Consider the following 16,539-nt stretch of genomic DNA (forward strand, 5'->3'; position numbering starts at 1 on the left):
TGTGAAGGTGGCGGCCTACGAGTCGGCCGTCGGTATCGCGGCGGGCGTCAGGCGAAGCTCACGACCGCCGATCACCCATTCGGTGAGGCAGATCGAGCCATCCCGGAGTACGACGACGCCATGAGGGCTGTTGAGCACCCCGTACTCCAAATCCGGACGTGTCACCTGGCCGTCTCGCTGGGCGTTTGGCCACCCGGCGCTCTTCTCAACGACCGGGAAGGGCACCAAGACCGACATGCCACCGGTGAACACGTCCAGGCGCAGGAGGGCTCCGTCAAGGTCGGTCACGATGACATGACGTCCGTGCGATGCAAGCCCGCTGGGCGCGCGCATGACCGGGTCGTGCATGACGCGTTGAAGCTCGCCGGTCAGGTCGGTGAAGACAAGTCGACGGTTGCCCCGGTCTGCGATGACGAGTTCCTCGCCGGACGGCCCCGCGATGATGGCGAGGCCGTGCGGGCACATGAACGGTGTCCCGGTTTGCGTGCCGTCGATTGTCGTGACGGCGCCGTCGTTGGTGAAGAAATGGACCAGGCTCGCCCCATAGCCGTCCGCAACGACCGTGACCTCTTCCGCGTCGTCGACGGCGACCGCGGTGGGGCGCCAGGTCGAGTCGACATAGGCGGGATGATCCGGGACCGCGATGTCGGTGAACATCCCAGAGCTGAGCTCGAGGACTCCGGCCCGTCCGTTCCGAACCTCCGGCTCGTAGCCTGGCGGCCGCATTTTGAACCCTGGATCGGCCAGCCAGAGGCGGTGTCCAGCGCTCCGCGCTGTCGTGGCGATGTCGTGGATCTCCAGGAGTGGCACCGCGATGCTGCCCACACCACCCGTCTCCAGGTGTCGCACGAGCACCTGCTCCCCCGCGGGATGGGCCCAGTAGAGATGACCGAGTTCGTCAGCTGCGATTCCGGCATGAGACCACTCGGTGCCGACGGGTCCCGCAGCGATGGAATCCCAGATGAAACCGTTACCAGCCGACACGGACCCTCCCGGGTGAGTAGGTGGGGAGCGGGCCGGCAAAGGGCATGACGTCGCTCTGCTCCGCTTCGATGAGATGCAGCGTGGGTGCACGGTGGAGCAGCTGCGTGATCGCCTCGCCGATGACCAGGCGGGCCAACTGCTGGCCGATGCACCCGTGGATGCCGTGCCCGAACGCGATATGTCCGAATGCGTCTCTCGTGACATCGAAGTCGTCCGGGTTCTCGAATCGAGCCGGATCCCGGTTCGCAGCCACTGTGGAGATCCACACCGACTCCCCTTCGCGAAAGTCGATGCCGTCGATGGTCACGTCTTCCGCGACAGTTCGCGGATGCGTTGAGAGGAACATGGCGTTGAATCGGACGAACTCCTCGACCGCTGACGGAATCAGGGCCGGGTCGCGTCGCAGCTTCTCGAGCTCCCGTGGATGCATCAGAAGCGATGCCGTGTTTGTTGAGATCATGTACGCGATCGCGTCGCGACCCGACCCCATGAGAATCGTGGTGATGCCCTCGATCTCCGGGCGTGTGAGGTCGGATTTCAGGAGATCGCTGATCGTGTCGTCGCCGAGATCCTGCTGCTTCACATCCAGTACCTCGCGGACGAACGAGAGCATCGCGCTGGGACGGAACTCCTCTGTCGTGAACAGTTCGACGAATCGCTCCACGTGGCTGCCGGGGATTCCGAGTACCTGACAGTGCGCGAAGACGGACACGGGGAGCCCGAACTCCTCGAAGAGGTCGGCTGACGGCTGCGACAGCATCTCATCGAGGCGCCCGGCGATGTATTCGGCGATCGCCTCCCGCTGACTGCGAACCGCTCGGACTGAGAAGCGGCTCATCACAGACCGGCGGATCCTCGTGTGCTGGGGCGGATCCAGACTCAGGACGTTTCCCTGTGCGAGCGCCTCACCCGCGGTGACGTCGTCGCTCGTGAACGCGGTCACGTCGAAACGGTGGTTGAGCGGCGTCCGCTGCTTCGTCGCGCTGAACCGAACGTCTTCCAGCACCTTCCGAGCGAGGTCGTATCCCGTGACGAACCAGCCGATGTTGCCGTCCTCGGCTTCCAGCCGGGTGGCGGGCGCGTGGGCACGCCACTCGGCGAATGCCGACGACGGACGAAACGGCGTGCCGTCCATAGGCATTGTGGGCGGGCGGAACGGACAGGTGCCCGCGGCTGCCTCCAAGGTTTCGGTCATGGCGTCAGCTGCCTTTCGAGTCGGTGGGGGTCGAGGATGGTGGAGGCGTCCACGTGGAAGCGCGCGTCGCGGAACGCGCGCGGCATGTTCCAGCCGAGGACTCCTCTGACGGCGCCGTCTCGCACGGCGGCGGCGACGAAGCGGCTGTCGGCGACATCACCCGCGATGATCTGCATGGTTGAGGCGTCGAATCGGCCGTATGCCTGAATGCGCGTGCCGTAGAGCTCGGACCAGAAGAAGGGCAGGATCGGGTCGCATTCGGCGTCGCCGGTCGTGATCGAACGCGCGACGCGGTGTGCCTGCTCGATGGCGTTCTGTTGGTGTTCGACCCTGGCCGATTCTCCTTGGGAGCCGGTTGTCCACCGGGCGACATCGCCCACGGCGTAGACATCCGCCGCAACTCGTCCGCGGGCGTCGCAGAGGATGCCATCGCCAGTCGGAAGGATGTGATCGACCCATCCGGTGTTGGGGGTACTGCCGATGGCTGCGATCACGAGGTCGGCGGGCAGAATCGAACCGTCGGAAAGCAGCGCGCCCTCCACGTGAGAGTCGCCGAGAAACTCAACGACGTCGACCCCGAGCCGAAGCTCGACGCCATTGGTGCGGTGTAGGCCCTGCAATAGCGGAGACACGAGCGACCCGACTTGCCCGAATCGAAGGTCCCGCGACCGCCCGACAAGCGTCACGGCCGCGCCCGTCTTCGACAATCCCGCGGCGATCTCCGAACCTAGGATCCCCGCGCCAACGACCAGGATGCGGGTTGCGTTCCTTGCGGCAAGCCGTATCGCGACGGCATCTTCGACCGTGCGGAGAGTGTGCACACCGAGCGGCCGACGTCCGGCGGGCTGGCGAGCCGTGACGCCGGTGGCGATCACCAACTGGTCGTATGAAATACGATCCCGACTGGTCTCAAGCACTCGCGCATCAGGGCGGAGTCCGGTCGCGCGGACACCGAGCACCAGTTCAATACCGAGGGCCTCGATCCGCTCTGGCGACGCAATGATCGCTTGGGCGGGCTCCCACTCTCCGACAAGGACCTGCTTCGAAAGCGGCGGCCGATTGTACGGCTGCTGCACCTCGTCGCCGACAACGGTAATGGCGCCTTCGTAGCCGAGTACGCGGAGCGTCTCCGCCGTCGTCACGCCCCCGATCGACGCTCCCACGATCACCGTTTCTGCTGTGCGAACCATCGTGATCAGTCCGTCAATGAGATGGCGCGAGCGGGGCAAAGTGCGACCGCTCGACGAGCGACCGCCTCCTGTCCCGGCTCCACGTCGGTACGGAGGGGGATGACGATGCCGTCGTCGTCCTGGTCGAACAGCTCCCCCGCGACGAGGGCGCACTGGCCCGCGCCCACGCATGCGGGGATGTTCACTTCGATGCGCAAAGGATGCTCCTCCAGGCTTTCGTTGTGGATGGTCAGTCCTCAAAGCTTCGACGGCCGCGAATCGAGGAACAACGCGGCGGTCAGCACAAACTGGTACGTTCTTTGCACCGCGAAGGAGGACCTGATGGCAGTCCTGCATGAGCATCTGTTCCCCGCCTTCCCACAGGGATGGCGTTACACCCGGTTCCGCCTTCCCGCGTTTCCGCCGCGATGGCACGTCCACCCGGAGTTCGAGCTCACGCTCATGACGCAAGGACACGGCACTCGCCTCATCGGTGATTCGGTCGAGGAGTACCGACCGGGAGACCTCGTCCTCATCGGCCCCGGATTAGCCCACACCTACGCGTCAGTAGACGACGGCGGCGTGCACGAAGCGGTGGTCATCCACTTCGCCCGCGACTTCCTTGGCGACGGATTCTTCGAACTTCCGGTCTTCGCTGTGATCGGCAGCATGCTCGACCGCGCTTCCTTGGGATTGCGATTCACACAACCGCCGACCGTCCTCTGGCACATGGACGACCTGGGACCTGCCGAACGGACCGTGGCGCTTCTTGAAGCTCTGGTGGAACTCAGTAGGCAGGCTGCGGTTTCTCTCGCGACTGGGCAGGCGGCGATCGAAGTCAGCAGCGGAACCGCTAGTCGCGTTGAGGCGATGGTGGCATTCGCGCACGCACACTTCGATGGCGACATCTCGGCGAAGGAGGTGGCAGACGCGGCGTTCATGAACCTGAGCGCAGCCAGCCGCCTCTTCGCGCGATCGACGGGGATGACGATCACGAGGTACGTCAACGTGCTTCGAGTGAACGCGGCTTGCCGAATGCTGCGGGAGACGGACCTGCCCGTCGCCACGATCGCGGGCGACTCCGGCTTCTCGAATCTGTCCAACTTCAACCGGCGGTTCCGTGAGATCAAGCAGTCAACGCCTCGCGAGTACCGCGCGATGTTCCGCGCCGGCCTCCCGGAGCTCAAGCCCCTGGATGGCGAGTGGACGATTCGAGCGAAGGACCTTGAACGTGCCGGCATTACTTGGGGGGCTCAAAGTAACTAACGTCGACGCCGAGTCCGCCGAGAGGCACGAGTGCGCACTTCAGCGTGAAGGGTATAAGCGCGGCAAGATCGGAGTTCCGCTGGGCACCGCGTGCCTACGCGAGGTCGCTGAGAAGCGTTGTCACTGAGGCTCCCGGCTGCGGCCCGGAAGCGGCGTGAGGGTTCGCGTCAGAATTCGCCGATCGCCATTCCGAGTCGAAGGTACAGGTCGGTGACGGCCTCGTCGTTGACGCGGTATCTCACCCATATGCCTCTTCTTGACTCTCCCGGAACCATTGGCGGATCGGCCAGGACGAGCCCGGCCGCCTGAAGCTCATTAAGCCGCGGCTGGACCGTAGTCGCACCGAGATCGAGTGCGTCGCATATCGACCCCATGGTGACGTCGGGGTGCTCACGCAGATACCGGAGAACCGCCGCCTTGACGATGTTCCCGAGGTGCGCGATGGGATCTTGAGCATCCTCCGAACCGACGGGTTGTGCAATTCGAGGCATGCAGCCCAGTTTGGCTTACGGGATCTCCCGGCGTCCAGCAGACCACACGTCTTAGATGTTTACTTTTCAAGTACACTCCTATAACGTGTGGGCATGCACGCGGCGACCAAGACTCAGCCATCAGGCCACGAGCTGCCTGCGCGTGCCGTGTCCCCCATACTTCCTACAGACATCCTGGCCGTTCGCTGGGTAAAATCCGCGGTCATGTTCGGCCGACTCCTCCACAGCCCGCTGATCCACGCTGGCCTCGCAGTTATCCACAACCTTGACGAACATCCTTTTCCGCACGGGTGGGTTCTGCGTAGGATGCGGCCACGGCGACCGTCGCGCGAGGCGTTGCGTCCGTGCACGGTGGCCGTCCTGAAGGATCGGGAGGGCTGACTGGTGGCGACGAGCCAGAACTCGGGGCGTCGAGGTTTGCTGTGGGCGATCCTCGGCGGCCTGGTCCTCCTCGCCGGCATCGTCGCCATCATCGTCGCCTCGATCCTCTCCCAGCCCGAGCCGCCACCAAGCGAGACGGATCCGGGCAGCGAGCCGACCCCACAGTCGACTCCAAGCGCGACGACAGGTTCCGCCGAGACAGTCGATCCATCAGTCGCAGAGCGGGGTTGGGTTCCAGAGCCGATCACCACGGATGCCGAGACATACATCCGCGCCGCGCTCGAGGCGGCCTCCACCTTCGACACCACCCTGAGCTCCCGCGAGGAATGGCTCGACTACCTCGACACCTGGTTCACCCCTGACACCCGCTTCAACTCCGAAGCCGACCAGCAAGCGGCGATGAATGACTCGCAGCTTCTTCTTCGTCAGGCCGTCGTGTTGCCGCAGCAGGAATGGGATTCGCTCGCCGGGGAAGACGGTCGGGTCGTCGCTGTCGCCACGGGGGATGTGGTGTTCGTACCGGTGTCGGATGACGCGTCGGGTGACATGTCGATCGGGACGTCGGATGTCACGCTGACGTTCACGCGATCCGACGGTGACGGCGGTGAGACGTCGTACGACGAGCAGGTGCGGGTGAGCGTGCAGGTGCTGTGCGGCCCGGGCTCTGTACCGACGCCGGACTCGGCGCAGCAGCCGGGGGATTGCAAGGTGGTGCGCTACTTCACGGAGCCGTTGGAGCCCTGACATGGGTGCCCCGGTGATCGCCGCGACGGCCCTCCACACGAGGACCGGCCGGAAGATCCTGACGGGGCTGACCATCGGCATCTTCCTCGTAGTCGCGTTCCTGTTGACGCCGCTGATCGCAGTCCCCTTCGCCATCGCCGGCACGCTCTCGACCACCGCGCCCACGCGCGAGCCAGGCACCCTGCCTGTGGTGAGCGGTGACTGGGGATACCCGCTCGCCGGCGACTACACGAAGGGGCGCGGGTTCGGCCACAACCCCGTCCATGGCTGCGGGTACTGCTCCCGCAACCACCAGGGCTACGACATGGCCCAGGGCTGCGGCTCGACGATTTTCGCCGCCGGCCCAGGCGAGGTGATCACCGCCGGCTCGTACCACGGGTATGGGAACACTGTCCGCATCGCGCACGGTGGCGAGGTGGAGACCCTTTACGGGCACATGCAGTGGGAGTCGCTGCGAGTGAACGTGGGGCAGCAGGTGACCGCGGGAACCCCGTTGGGTGCGGAGGGCAACACCGGCAAGTCGTTCGGGTGTCACTTGCATTTCGAAGTTCGTAAGTCCGGAAGTGCGGTACCTCCGGAGCCGTTCATGGCCGCTCTCGGCCTTCCCCTGAAGTAGCACGACGAAGGAGCACGCCCATGTCCGATGCAGCGGTCCCCGGTGATGTGAACATCCCCGACATCCAGCCCGACTTCTCCGCCCCGTTCTTCCAGGGCTTCCAGGTAGTCGCGTCCTACATCCTCGCCGGCGCGATGCTGGTGGTGCTGATCATGCTGATCGTCGCCGGCGCCGCCCTCGCGTTCCGCGGGCTGGCGTCGGACCGAGTGCGGACCTGGGCGGGCGAGAACATCCTGTGGATCTTCGTCGCCGCCGCGGTCCTCGGCGCCGCGTCCGGATTGTTCGCCTGGTTCGTCAACTTCGACTTCGGATTCTGATGAACCTCGCCCGCACCCTCCGTCTCGGTCTCCTCGTCGGCATCGCGCTGGCCGTGGGAACCGGCCCGATGGCGCACGCGGTGACGACCGACACCGCTGCGTCACCGGTTCGCATGGGTGTCCCGGTGAGCGGTGAGCCGTGGTCGGCACCGGCGTTCGAGGTCGAGTGTCAGGTGGCGAGCGGTCAGGTCACCTGCACCCCGACCGACCCGGGCAAGGTGACGGCGCAGCAGTGCTTCATCGGAGTCTCCTTGGGCGGCGAGCGGGCGACCGTCTGCACGACCTACGACGGGCACGTCCAAGCGCTACAGGCCGACGGCGGCACGCCTCTCGTCGTGCAGTACGGGTGCAGCCTTGGGGATGCGGTGTGTCTGACGTTCGAGAACGCGGGTCGGGGGTTGGCGTTGGCGGGGACGGGGATGATGTTCCTGGTCGCCGACAATATGCGGTTCGATACCAGCACGCTGCTGTGGTCAGCGGCGGTGGATCAGTGGTCGTTCTGGCAGTGGGCGATCCTGATCATCACGTTCGGGGCGATGGTGTGGGCGGTCGCCGCCGCGATCGTCTCCGGCGACCGGAGCGAGCTGGTCGGTGCGCTGGTGCGGTCGTTCATCGCGATCCCCGCCGTCCCACTCACGTTGTGGCTGACCGGTCACCTGCTGAACGCGGTCGACGAAATGACCTGGTACATCCTCAACGGCGACGGCGCGGCGGGGATGTATTCGACGTTGCAGTCGGTGATGTGGGCCGGTGGGCAGGCGAACTACTTCTTCGCGTTCCTCATCCACGGTCTGCTCATGCTGGGCATGGTGCTGCTGATGCTGGTGTTTGCGTTCCGCAACATCGTGCTCGCCGCGCTGATCATGGTGGGCCCGGTGGCGTGGATGCTGTTCCCGATCCGGGGGATCGGGCCGCAATGGGTGGTCCGGTACGTGTCCGCGGTGGTGGTGCTGCTTCTCACCGGGCCGCTCACCATCGGGTTCGTCACCCTCATCATCCACGGGCTGGCGAGTGTAAAGACGATCTGGAACCCGCAGGCGTGGCCGCTGCTGATCGGGCTGGTGCTGGTCGCGTTCGCCCCGTTCGCGCTGTTCGGGCTGTTCAGCTTCACCGGCGCGGTCGCCGCCGACGGCATCGGATCCCGGCTCGGCTCCCACGGCACACGGCTCGCCGGCGGCGCCGCCCGCACCGCCGCCAGGATCCCCACCCGGCTCGGCGGCCTCCCCTCCGGCATCCGCCCCACCGGCAACCGCCCGACCGGTACCGGTCCCGCCGGGCGGCCGAGTCCGCAACCCACGTCCGCGCACATGCCACGCAGCGCGACCGCCCTCGCCCAGTCCCGCACCTCCACGGCCTCGAGTGGCGGCCGTGCTGCCGGCAGCGGGCAGCCGGCGTCTCCGCCGCGCCCACCGTCGACACCTGCGGGACTGCCGCCATCACCGCGGCCGAACAGTGAAGGGAGCACGTCATGAGTGTGACGCCGGAGTATGCGCGGCCGGTGCGGTTGCCGCGCCGGTCCCGGCAGGGCGTGGTGATGGGCCTCGACCCCTGGCAGCTCGCCTTCCTCACCGCTGCCGCTGGGGTGGTGCTGGTGTTCGTGAACCGGTTCGGCCCACCCGGGCTCCTCTACGGCGCCCCGCTGTACCTGGCGTTGGGGGTGACCGCGCTCACCAGCATCCACGGGGTCTCGACGCCACGGATGGCGGGATTGTGGCTGATGAAGCAGCTCCGCCACGCCGCCGGCGCCACCACCCACACCTTCCGGCCGGAGGCACCCCGGTTGGTGGGGACGTTGAACCTCCCCGGCACGCGGGCGTCGATCCAGCTGTGGGAGCAGAACCAGGTGGCGGCGGTGTACAACCCGCACGACCGGTCGGTCACGGTGATCGCCGAGCTCGAGGTGCAGGGGTTCCTGATGCACGACCTGCCGGAACGTTTCGACCTAGCCGAGCAGTTCGACCGGGTCCTCGGCCCGTTCACGCAACGCCCCGGCATCAAACGGGTCACGTTGCAGGAGCGGACCCTGCCAACCACGATCCGCGCCGCCCGGGAACACTACGACACCGTCCGGAGGCTGCGGGACCTCAACCCCGACTCCCCCGTCGCCCGCAACTACCAGGACGTGATGGACCAGTCCGAACGGTTCGAGGTCGCCCACCGCAACTACCTCGCCCTCACCCTCGACCTCATCACCCTCGGCGCCCAGTTGAAGGCGCTCGGCGGCGGCAAGGACGCCATCATCGCGCTCGCCCAGCTCGAGGCCGGGAACCTGGCGGACGCGCTGCTGGCGGCGAAGATCACGGTGCGGAGGTGGCTGTCACCCCGGGATGTCGCGGAGCTGGGCCGGTTGGCGTTCGACCCGGAGTTCGCCGCGACCGTGCAGAACCGCCCCGACCCGGTCGCCGGCGTCGACCCGGTCGCGATCGGGCCGATGTTCCTGGAGGAACCGAAGGGCCGCAACGGGATCGTGGTCACCGACTCCGGCGTGCACACCACCCTGTGGATCCACGAATGGCCCCGCTCCGACTCCCCGATCGGGTTCCTCTCCCCGGTGGTGTTCGCCCGGCACCCGCACACCGGGGAGGCGATCACCCACATCTTCTCGATCGTGATGACCCCGGTGCCGGTGGCGAAGGCGCTGAAGCGGATCCGGGACGAGAAGAAGGTGTGGCGCGGCAACGAGAAGCTCCGCGCGAAGCGGGGCGCGGACGGGTCGGCGGCGGATGCCGCGGACTGGCGGGCGCTGGAGCAGCAGGAGCAGGAGATCGCCAACGGGCACGGCGAGTTCCAGTACGGCGGGTACCTCACCATCACCGCCCCCACCGAAGACCAGCTCGACCAGGCCCTCGCCGGGATGCGCAACGCACTGTCCCGGGCGGGGATGGAGGCGCAGATCCTGTACTGCCAGCAGGCGGAGGCGCTGATGGTGAACGCGCTGCCGATCGGGTTGGGCATGAAGTGATGACCCGTCACGCCGCCACCTTCACCCCCGCCGGCCTCACCCGCGCCGAAAAACGCGCCCTGCAACGGGAGCTCACCCGCACCCAGGAGGCGCCGGGTCCGCCGCGGACGTCGCGGCGGGAAGGCGGACTGCCCGAACCCGCCGTGCCGGGACCGTTCGGGCCCGGCCTTGTCCAGGGTGGCTACTGGAATCTGGCGCGGGCGTGGATCCCGGCCCATCAGGCGACGTCGCAGCACATCGCCGGCATCTACCCATTCGTCGCCGACTCCGGCCTCGGCCACCGCGGACCCATCCTCGGCGTAGACCTGAACGCGGACGCACTGTGGCACTTCTCGCCGTGGGAGGCGTACGTCGACGCCACCGAACGCGGCACGTTCTCCACCAACATCCTGGTGCTCGGCGCCTACCGCGGCGGCAAATCCGCCACCGTGAAGACCCTCATCACCCGCTCCCTCGCGTTCGGCCACCAGGCCGTGGTCCCGTCGGACCCGAAAGGGGAATGGGTGAAGGTGGCAGACGCGATCCCCGGTGGCCGAGTGATCCGCCTCGGCGGCGGCACCGGCACCCGCCTGAACCCGCTGGACCGTGGCCCCCGCCGTTCTGATGCGACCGATGAGCAGCACGAGCAGATGGTGAAACAGCGCCGCATCGGCACCCTCATCGCGCTCATCGAGATGACCCTCGGGAACCGGCTCACCGCCGTCGAACACGCCGCCATCCTCGACGCCCTCGACCGATCCATCACCCACACGAACGATCACCCCACCCTCCGTGGCGTGTACAAGGAGCTCGGCCACCTCGCCGCCGCGAAGGATGCCGCGTTCGGAGCCGCGGACGGGGCACTCCAGCCCCGATTCGTGCTGCGCCGCTTCGTGGAAGGCGACCTCAGCGGTCTGTTCGAAGACGAATCCACCGTCGAGTTCGACCAGGACGCCCCCATCGTCGTCACCGACACCAGCGAGCTGTTCGCCCGCGGTGATCTCGCCGCACAACTGACCCAGGTGTGCTCCACCGCCTGGATCCAAGCCGTCATCTCCGATCGGGCCGCCCGCCGCACCCGGTACGTGGTGCGGGAGGAAGGGTGGCGGGACATGACGTCGCTGGCGTCGCTGCAGATGTTCCAGCAGTGGCTGAAACTGTCCCGCCACTACGGGATCAGCAACATCGTCATCCTGCACAAGATGGGCGACCTCGACGCCGTCGGCGACGCCGACTCCCTCGAACGGTCCCTCGCCTACTCGATCGTGGGAGACATCGAGAACAAGTTCATCTTCCGCGTCAACCACCAAGAACAAACCGCCCTCCGCACCCGGTTGAACCTGCCCGCCCCGCACGTGGAGATGGCCAGGCACCTCCGCAAAGGAGAGTTCCTCGCCTACGTCGGCCAGTACTCCTACCTGGTGGACTGCTTCGCGACCTCCACCCCGTGGGAGTACGACCTGTTCGCCACCGACGACGCCGTCTCCCCCGCCGACCACGACGACCGCGACCTCGACCTCATCGACCCCGCGATCCTGGACAGTTACTGGCCCGACCCCACGACGGATACCGGGGTGGACGGGTGGGTGCTGCCCGAGACGCGGAACCTGAGCCCGGACCCCACCGAGGAGCTGCCATGAGCACCGTCACGCACCCCCGCGTGTACGCCACCGTCACCGGCCCCACCGCGACATTCATCACCCCCGACGGGCACACCGAACCGGTCACCGCCACCACCGGGGAAGACATCCGCCACGCCGTGGTGCGCCGCGCCCGCGACGAAGCCCGCCGCACCGGCACCCCCGTCGAGCTCGTCACCTCCGGCGACCGCGGCGACCACCACCTCCTCATCCACCCCACCGGCACCCTCACCCCCGTCGCCCCGTTCGCGGGGGCGAAAGCTGACGCCGATGTGGACATCCATCACGACCGCGAAGTCAAGGACGCGACCACCATCCCGACCGTGAGAAAGGAAGTGAGGGCAGCGGCGCCGCGGCCGCTACCGGCCCGGACGGAGGAGCCGGCTCCGCCTGCGGCATCCCGTCCCACCTTCCTCACCCCGACCGCCGACACCGAATCCGCGGTCAGGACGGGGTGGCGGGGTGTGCTGGCTCGGGTCGGCATCCGGGTCGGCCCGTCGGCGGTGGAGCGGCGGCGGGCGCAGCTGACCGGGGTGGTGTCGCGGCAGTGGGCGGGATGCCGCACCATCGCGGTCGTCAACGGCAAAGGCGGCGTCGGGAAGACCATGACCACCGCGATGCTCGCCGCCGTCTACGCCCGGGAAGGCGGCGCGAACGTGCTGGCGTGGGACAACAACGACACCCGCGGCACCCTCGGCTGGCGCACCGAACCCGGACTGTACGACACCACCATCCGCGACCTGCTCCCCGCCGCGCCCCGGCTGCTGGATGCGAGGGCGGGGATGTCGGATATCGCCCGGTTCGTGCACCACCAGTCCGTGGACCGGTACGACGTGCTCCGCTCCAACCCGGAACTGCTCGCCACCGACCAGCGCATCCACGCGAGCGAATTCGACCTGCTGATGCAGGTCGCCGCCCGCTACTACCGGCTGGTGATCTTCGACTCCGGCAACGACGAATCCGCCGACCGGTGGCTGCGGATGATCGACAACTCCTACCAACTCGTCATCCCCACCCTCACCACCCCCGAATCCGCCGAATCCGCAGCCCTCCTCCTGGACGCCCTCCGCAGCCGTGACGAACGCTCCGCCGCGCTCGCCGACCGCGCCGTGATCGTCGTCACCCAACCCGAACCCACTGCCGCCGGCGGCGCACAGCGCGTGGCCGACGGGTTCCGGGACCACGTCCGCGCCGTCGAGATCATCCCCTACGACCCCGCCCTGAAGGCCGGGCCGTTGCAGTTCGACAGCCTCCGGCCCCGCACGCGCGACGCGTGGCTCGCCGTCGCCGCAGCCGCCGCAGAAGGCCTCTGACACAGGAGCGATCATGAGTGAGGGCATGCTCGGGAAAGCGATCGCGGTCGCCATTGGGGCCGCGGTGATCCTCGCGGTCGGATTCGGCGGCATCGCCGCCGGCATCACGCTCGTGGCGTGCGGGGCGGTGCCGGTGCCGGTAAACCTGTTCTCCGGGCTGTGGCTCGCCCTCACCGGCGACCCCACCAGCTACACCAGCCCGGCCGGCTGCAGCCTACCCGTCCTGGCGATCCGCATGTCCGACCTCGTCGCCTTGCTGCTGGTCGCTGGGGCCGGGGTGTGGGTGGGGGTGGCGGTGGTGCGGTACCGGGAATCGGACCGGGCGTTTATCGCCGACCTGCGCACCCGGCCCGGGTTCGCCACCCGCTCCGAGATCCGCGACCACCTCTCCGCCAAAGCCGTGCTCCGCCGCGCCAGCCAGCTGCGCCCCGACATTCCGCACCCGACGGCGACGGATGTGGGGTGGCGGGTGGGACGCTCCCGGGGCATGGACGTGTACGTGTCCATCGAAGACTCCGTCGCCCTCGAGGGCCCACCCCGGTCCGGGAAGGGGTACCGGGTGCTGATCTCCGCGATCGTGGACTGGTCCGGGCCATTGATCACCACATCCACCACCAACGACAACCTCACCGCCACCCTCCACATGCGACGCCGTCGCGGGCAGGTGCACGTCTTCGACCCGCAAGGGCTCTCCGGCATCCGCCACCCCTTGCGCATCTCACCGATCGCCGGGTGTGAGGACCCGCTGGTGGCGATGCAACGCGGCACCGCCATCATCACCGGCACCGCCCTCGGCGCCTCGAACACGAACGCGGAGTGGGCGCAAGCATCCGGGGTGGTGCTCGGCCGGCTGCTGCACGCCGCCGCCGTCGGCGGCAAGACGATCGCCGAACTCTACGACTGGGGCACGTCCCCGGCGCAGACCCGCGCCGCCGTCGACATCCTGAAAACCGACGGCACCCCCGGGTGGGGCGACAGCCTCGACGCCACCATCAACGCCGACGAGAAACTCGTCTCCTCCATCTGGTTCGGCGTGCAAGGCGCCGTCGCCCCCCTCGCCGTCCCCCAGATCCGCGACGCCCTGCAACCCCGCCCCGGCGACCCAATCCTGGACCCGCGGGAGTTCCTCGACACCGCCAACACCCTCTACCTCATCGGCTCCGCCTCCGGCGCATCAGCGATGGGCGGCTGGCTCGGTGCCGTGCTCGACGACATCGTCGAAGTCGCCCGCACCACCGCGCTCGCCACCCCCGGCTCCAGGCTCACCCACCCGCTCGGGCTCATCCTCGACGAGATCGCCAACATGTTCCGATGGGGCAACCTGCCCCGGATCATGGCCGACGGCGGCGGCCGCGGCATCTGCACCTTCATCGTCCTGCAAGCCCTCTCCCAAGCCGAAACCTCCTGGTCCCGGGCCGAGGCGGACACGATCTGGGCGGCGGCGACCGCGAAAGTGATGCTCGGCGGCGCCAGTCACGTCGACCACCTCCGCGACATCGAATCGCTGCTCGGTACCCGCGACACCCGCCGCCACCAGCGCTCCTGGTCCACCCGCGAAACCGGGCACTCCACCAGTGAGCACCACGAACGGCGCCCGCTGATGTCCGTCGACGAGATCCGCCGTCTGCCACCCACCACCGGGCTGCTCGCCTACCGCAACCGCCGCAGCGTCCTCCTCGATCTCGCCGGGTGGGACGAACGCCCCGACGCCGCCACCATCCGGCGCGGCAAACACGCCACCGAACAAGAACAACACCACGTCTTCCGTGGTCAGCAACCCAACACCAGCTCCGCGGAGGCGGCGGAGCCCGAGGTGGTGAGTGAGTCATGAGCAACCGGCGACGGCCAGCGCTGTGCAACCTGTACCGGTCGGAGTTCCTCCGCTCCCGCGCCTGGTTCGCCCGCCGCGACCGCTGGTTCCGCGAACAGGCAGCCCGCGGCATCCCGCTCACCTGCGCCGGCTGCGGACGCCCCGCGGACAAGCTGCAGCTCGAGCTGCACCACCTCGACTACAAGGGCATCCGTACGACGCGGGGCCGGTTCCACGCCGGCGAAGCACACGAGGACCTGATGCCGATGCACCCGTACTGCCATGACCTACTGCACCGGCTCATCGATCGCGACATCATCCTCGCCCACCACCGCACCCGCCGCGACGCCACCCACCACGCCTTACAGCGGCTCCGCCCCGCCCTGCAACGCGCGCAACAGTCCCCGCCGGAACGGAACGCATCATGACCCACGGCTACCACGACCCGCTCCCCGACCCCGAAGAAGTTCTCGCCGCCGCGATGGCCGGATTCCATCCCGGCAACCGTTACGGCACCTCCGCACCCATCGGCGCGCACATCGTCAACTGGCGCACCCTCACCGACCAGGACGCCCGCAAGGCGTGGGAGGAGCTGCGGGCGTGGGTGGAGTGGTTCGCCGTCCGCTACCGCATCTCCGAAACCGTCATCCCGCCCTGCTGGTACAAGCACGGACACCTCGTCGAAGAGCTCTCCGCCCTGCACACCGCCCACACCGCCGCGTTCGACCCCTCCGACGCCGGCCTCGGCCCCATCGGCTGGCACGAACGCCTCACCCTCGCCCTCCCCCGCCTCAGCCGCGCGTACTCCGGCGGATGCGCCCGCGGACACGGCCCCCTCACCCCCCGCACGTGGACCAACACGGTCGACGAGCAGGAATGGGACGCGTGGACCAGCAAGGCCCACGCCCACCGAGACACCCACCCGGGTGACTCACCACCAGAAAGGAAACAACGATGACGACCAGGATCCCGGTCACCATCGAGGGCAACCTCACCAGTGACCCCGAACACGGCAACGGCGAATCCGGCAACGAATACGCCCGGTTCACCGTCGCCGTCAACGACCGCCGCCTCAACCAAGCCACCGGGCTCTGGGAAGACGCCGGCACCGTGTTCCACCGCGTCGTGGTGTTCAACCAGCAATCCCGGCACGTCGCCGACTCGCTCCGCAAAGGCGACAGCGTCCTCGTCGCCGGCGACCTCCGGTTCGGCACCTACGTCGACAAGGAAACCGGGCAGACCCGGGAGACCCGCGACATCGTCGCCGACAACGTCGGCGCCTCCCTGAAGTTCGCCGACGTCGCGGTGGACCGCTCCCCAAAAGCTGAGAGGCCCGCAGCAGACGCTACGGGCCCCGCAGCAGTACCGGCCTCGTACGCCGGCACCGGAATCAACCGCTGACTGAACCACCAACCAGCGGGGTGAGAGTCACTGTACTCTCACCCCGCTGGCCGGGCCATTGCTGCGTCAACATGCTGCCCTCTACCGGCACTCGCGCGAGACGGTCCGTCGGGATCTATGGGTGCTCTTCACTCCTCTCACCCTCACCGGGGCAGACCCCCACAGGAATGGGGCACTCCCTCACCGCATTTCCTTGTCCGCCTGCATCAGTTGACTCCGAAAGGCCATCCCAACAACAACGCGGCATTGTCTCGACCCCTCGGTAGCATTT

General features: G+C 67.8%; 17 protein-coding genes. 12 read left to right on the forward strand and 5 right to left on the reverse strand.

What is annotated here, in order from left to right:
* Positions 1-15: 15 nt before the first annotated feature.
* The 4 genes from AC3ANN_RS15580 to AC3ANN_RS15595 are packed head-to-tail and all read right to left on the reverse strand — an operon-like array spanning position 16 to position 3,554.
* Positions 16-984 carry an NHL repeat-containing protein gene (locus AC3ANN_RS15580; protein WP_488338296.1) on the reverse strand — a complete coding sequence of 323 codons (969 nt, stop codon included), beginning with the start codon at positions 982-984 and terminating at the stop codon, positions 16-18.
* Entirely contained in the window at positions 971-2,119 is a 1,149-nt protein-coding gene (locus AC3ANN_RS15585; protein ID WP_488338297.1) for a cytochrome P450, read from the reverse strand. Before AC3ANN_RS15585 ends, AC3ANN_RS15580 begins: the two co-directional genes overlap by 14 nt.
* Positions 2,120-2,175: 56 nt before the next feature.
* On the reverse strand, positions 2,176-3,369 hold the full coding sequence (locus tag AC3ANN_RS15590) for an NAD(P)/FAD-dependent oxidoreductase (RefSeq protein WP_488338298.1): 1,194 nt from the start codon (positions 3,367-3,369) through the stop codon (positions 2,176-2,178).
* A gap of 5 nt (positions 3,370-3,374) precedes the next feature.
* Entirely contained in the window at positions 3,375-3,554 is a 180-nt protein-coding gene (locus tag AC3ANN_RS15595; RefSeq protein WP_488340847.1) for a ferredoxin, read from the reverse strand.
* On the opposite strand from AC3ANN_RS15595, the gene AC3ANN_RS15600 reads away from it, so the two are divergent.
* Positions 3,547-4,614 (forward strand): AraC family transcriptional regulator, encoded by a 1,068-nt coding sequence (locus AC3ANN_RS15600; protein ID WP_488338299.1) that lies wholly within the window; start codon positions 3,547-3,549, stop codon positions 4,612-4,614. The two genes, AC3ANN_RS15595 and AC3ANN_RS15600, sit on opposite strands and share 8 nt — an antisense overlap.
* A 167-nt stretch (positions 4,615-4,781) precedes the next feature.
* Here the strand turns inward: AC3ANN_RS15600 and AC3ANN_RS15605 are convergent, their stop codons facing one another.
* The gene (locus AC3ANN_RS15605; protein WP_488338300.1) at positions 4,782-5,105 is read right to left on the reverse strand and encodes a MarR family transcriptional regulator; all 324 of its coding nucleotides are present in this window, start codon (positions 5,103-5,105) and stop codon (positions 4,782-4,784) included.
* 384 nt (positions 5,106-5,489) lie between these two features.
* Here AC3ANN_RS15605 and AC3ANN_RS15610 point away from each other — a divergent pair, with 384 nt between their 5' ends.
* Genes AC3ANN_RS15610 through AC3ANN_RS15660 form a run of 11 tightly spaced genes read left to right on the forward strand, consistent with a single transcriptional unit; the run spans position 5,490 to position 16,268 of the window.
* The gene (locus AC3ANN_RS15610) at positions 5,490-6,230 is read left to right on the forward strand and encodes a hypothetical protein (RefSeq protein ID WP_488338301.1); all 741 of its coding nucleotides are present in this window, start codon (positions 5,490-5,492) and stop codon (positions 6,228-6,230) included.
* A 1-nt stretch (position 6,231) separates the two neighbouring features.
* Positions 6,232-6,846: a M23 family metallopeptidase gene (locus AC3ANN_RS15615; RefSeq protein WP_488338302.1), complete on the forward strand. Its 615-nt coding sequence runs from the start codon at positions 6,232-6,234 to the stop codon at positions 6,844-6,846.
* Positions 6,847-6,866: 20 nt separating this feature from the next.
* A complete protein-coding gene (locus AC3ANN_RS15620; protein WP_488338303.1) occupies positions 6,867-7,163 on the forward strand; it encodes a hypothetical protein in 297 nt (98 codons plus the stop codon).
* Entirely contained in the window at positions 7,163-8,635 is a 1,473-nt protein-coding gene (locus AC3ANN_RS15625) for a hypothetical protein (RefSeq protein ID WP_488338304.1), read from the forward strand. The genes AC3ANN_RS15620 and AC3ANN_RS15625 overlap by 1 nt, the downstream gene beginning before the upstream one ends.
* Positions 8,632-10,125 carry an SCO6880 family protein gene (locus AC3ANN_RS15630; protein ID WP_488338305.1) on the forward strand — a complete coding sequence of 498 codons (1,494 nt, stop codon included), beginning with the start codon at positions 8,632-8,634 and terminating at the stop codon, positions 10,123-10,125. The genes AC3ANN_RS15625 and AC3ANN_RS15630 overlap by 4 nt, the downstream gene beginning before the upstream one ends.
* Entirely contained in the window at positions 10,125-11,744 is a 1,620-nt protein-coding gene (locus AC3ANN_RS15635) for a hypothetical protein (RefSeq protein ID WP_488338306.1), read from the forward strand. Before AC3ANN_RS15630 ends, AC3ANN_RS15635 begins: the two co-directional genes overlap by 1 nt.
* Complete coding sequence (locus AC3ANN_RS15640) at positions 11,741-13,057, forward strand: ParA family protein (RefSeq protein ID WP_488338307.1); 1,317 nt, start codon at positions 11,741-11,743, stop codon at positions 13,055-13,057. The genes AC3ANN_RS15635 and AC3ANN_RS15640 overlap by 4 nt, the downstream gene beginning before the upstream one ends.
* Before the next feature lie 13 nt (positions 13,058-13,070).
* The gene (locus AC3ANN_RS15645; RefSeq protein ID WP_488338308.1) at positions 13,071-14,888 is read left to right on the forward strand and encodes a type IV secretory system conjugative DNA transfer family protein; all 1,818 of its coding nucleotides are present in this window, start codon (positions 13,071-13,073) and stop codon (positions 14,886-14,888) included.
* Positions 14,885-15,295, forward strand: a complete 411-nt coding sequence (locus AC3ANN_RS15650) for a hypothetical protein (RefSeq protein WP_488338309.1) — start codon at positions 14,885-14,887, stop codon at positions 15,293-15,295. The genes AC3ANN_RS15645 and AC3ANN_RS15650 overlap by 4 nt, the downstream gene beginning before the upstream one ends.
* Positions 15,292-15,825 (forward strand): hypothetical protein, encoded by a 534-nt coding sequence (locus tag AC3ANN_RS15655; protein WP_488338310.1) that lies wholly within the window; start codon positions 15,292-15,294, stop codon positions 15,823-15,825. The genes AC3ANN_RS15650 and AC3ANN_RS15655 overlap by 4 nt, the downstream gene beginning before the upstream one ends.
* Entirely contained in the window at positions 15,822-16,268 is a 447-nt protein-coding gene (locus AC3ANN_RS15660) for a single-stranded DNA-binding protein (RefSeq protein WP_488338311.1), read from the forward strand. The genes AC3ANN_RS15655 and AC3ANN_RS15660 overlap by 4 nt, the downstream gene beginning before the upstream one ends.
* Positions 16,269-16,539 lie beyond the last annotated feature (271 nt).

It is taken from the genome of Microbacterium sp. STRO-2N (genome assembly GCF_057747775.1).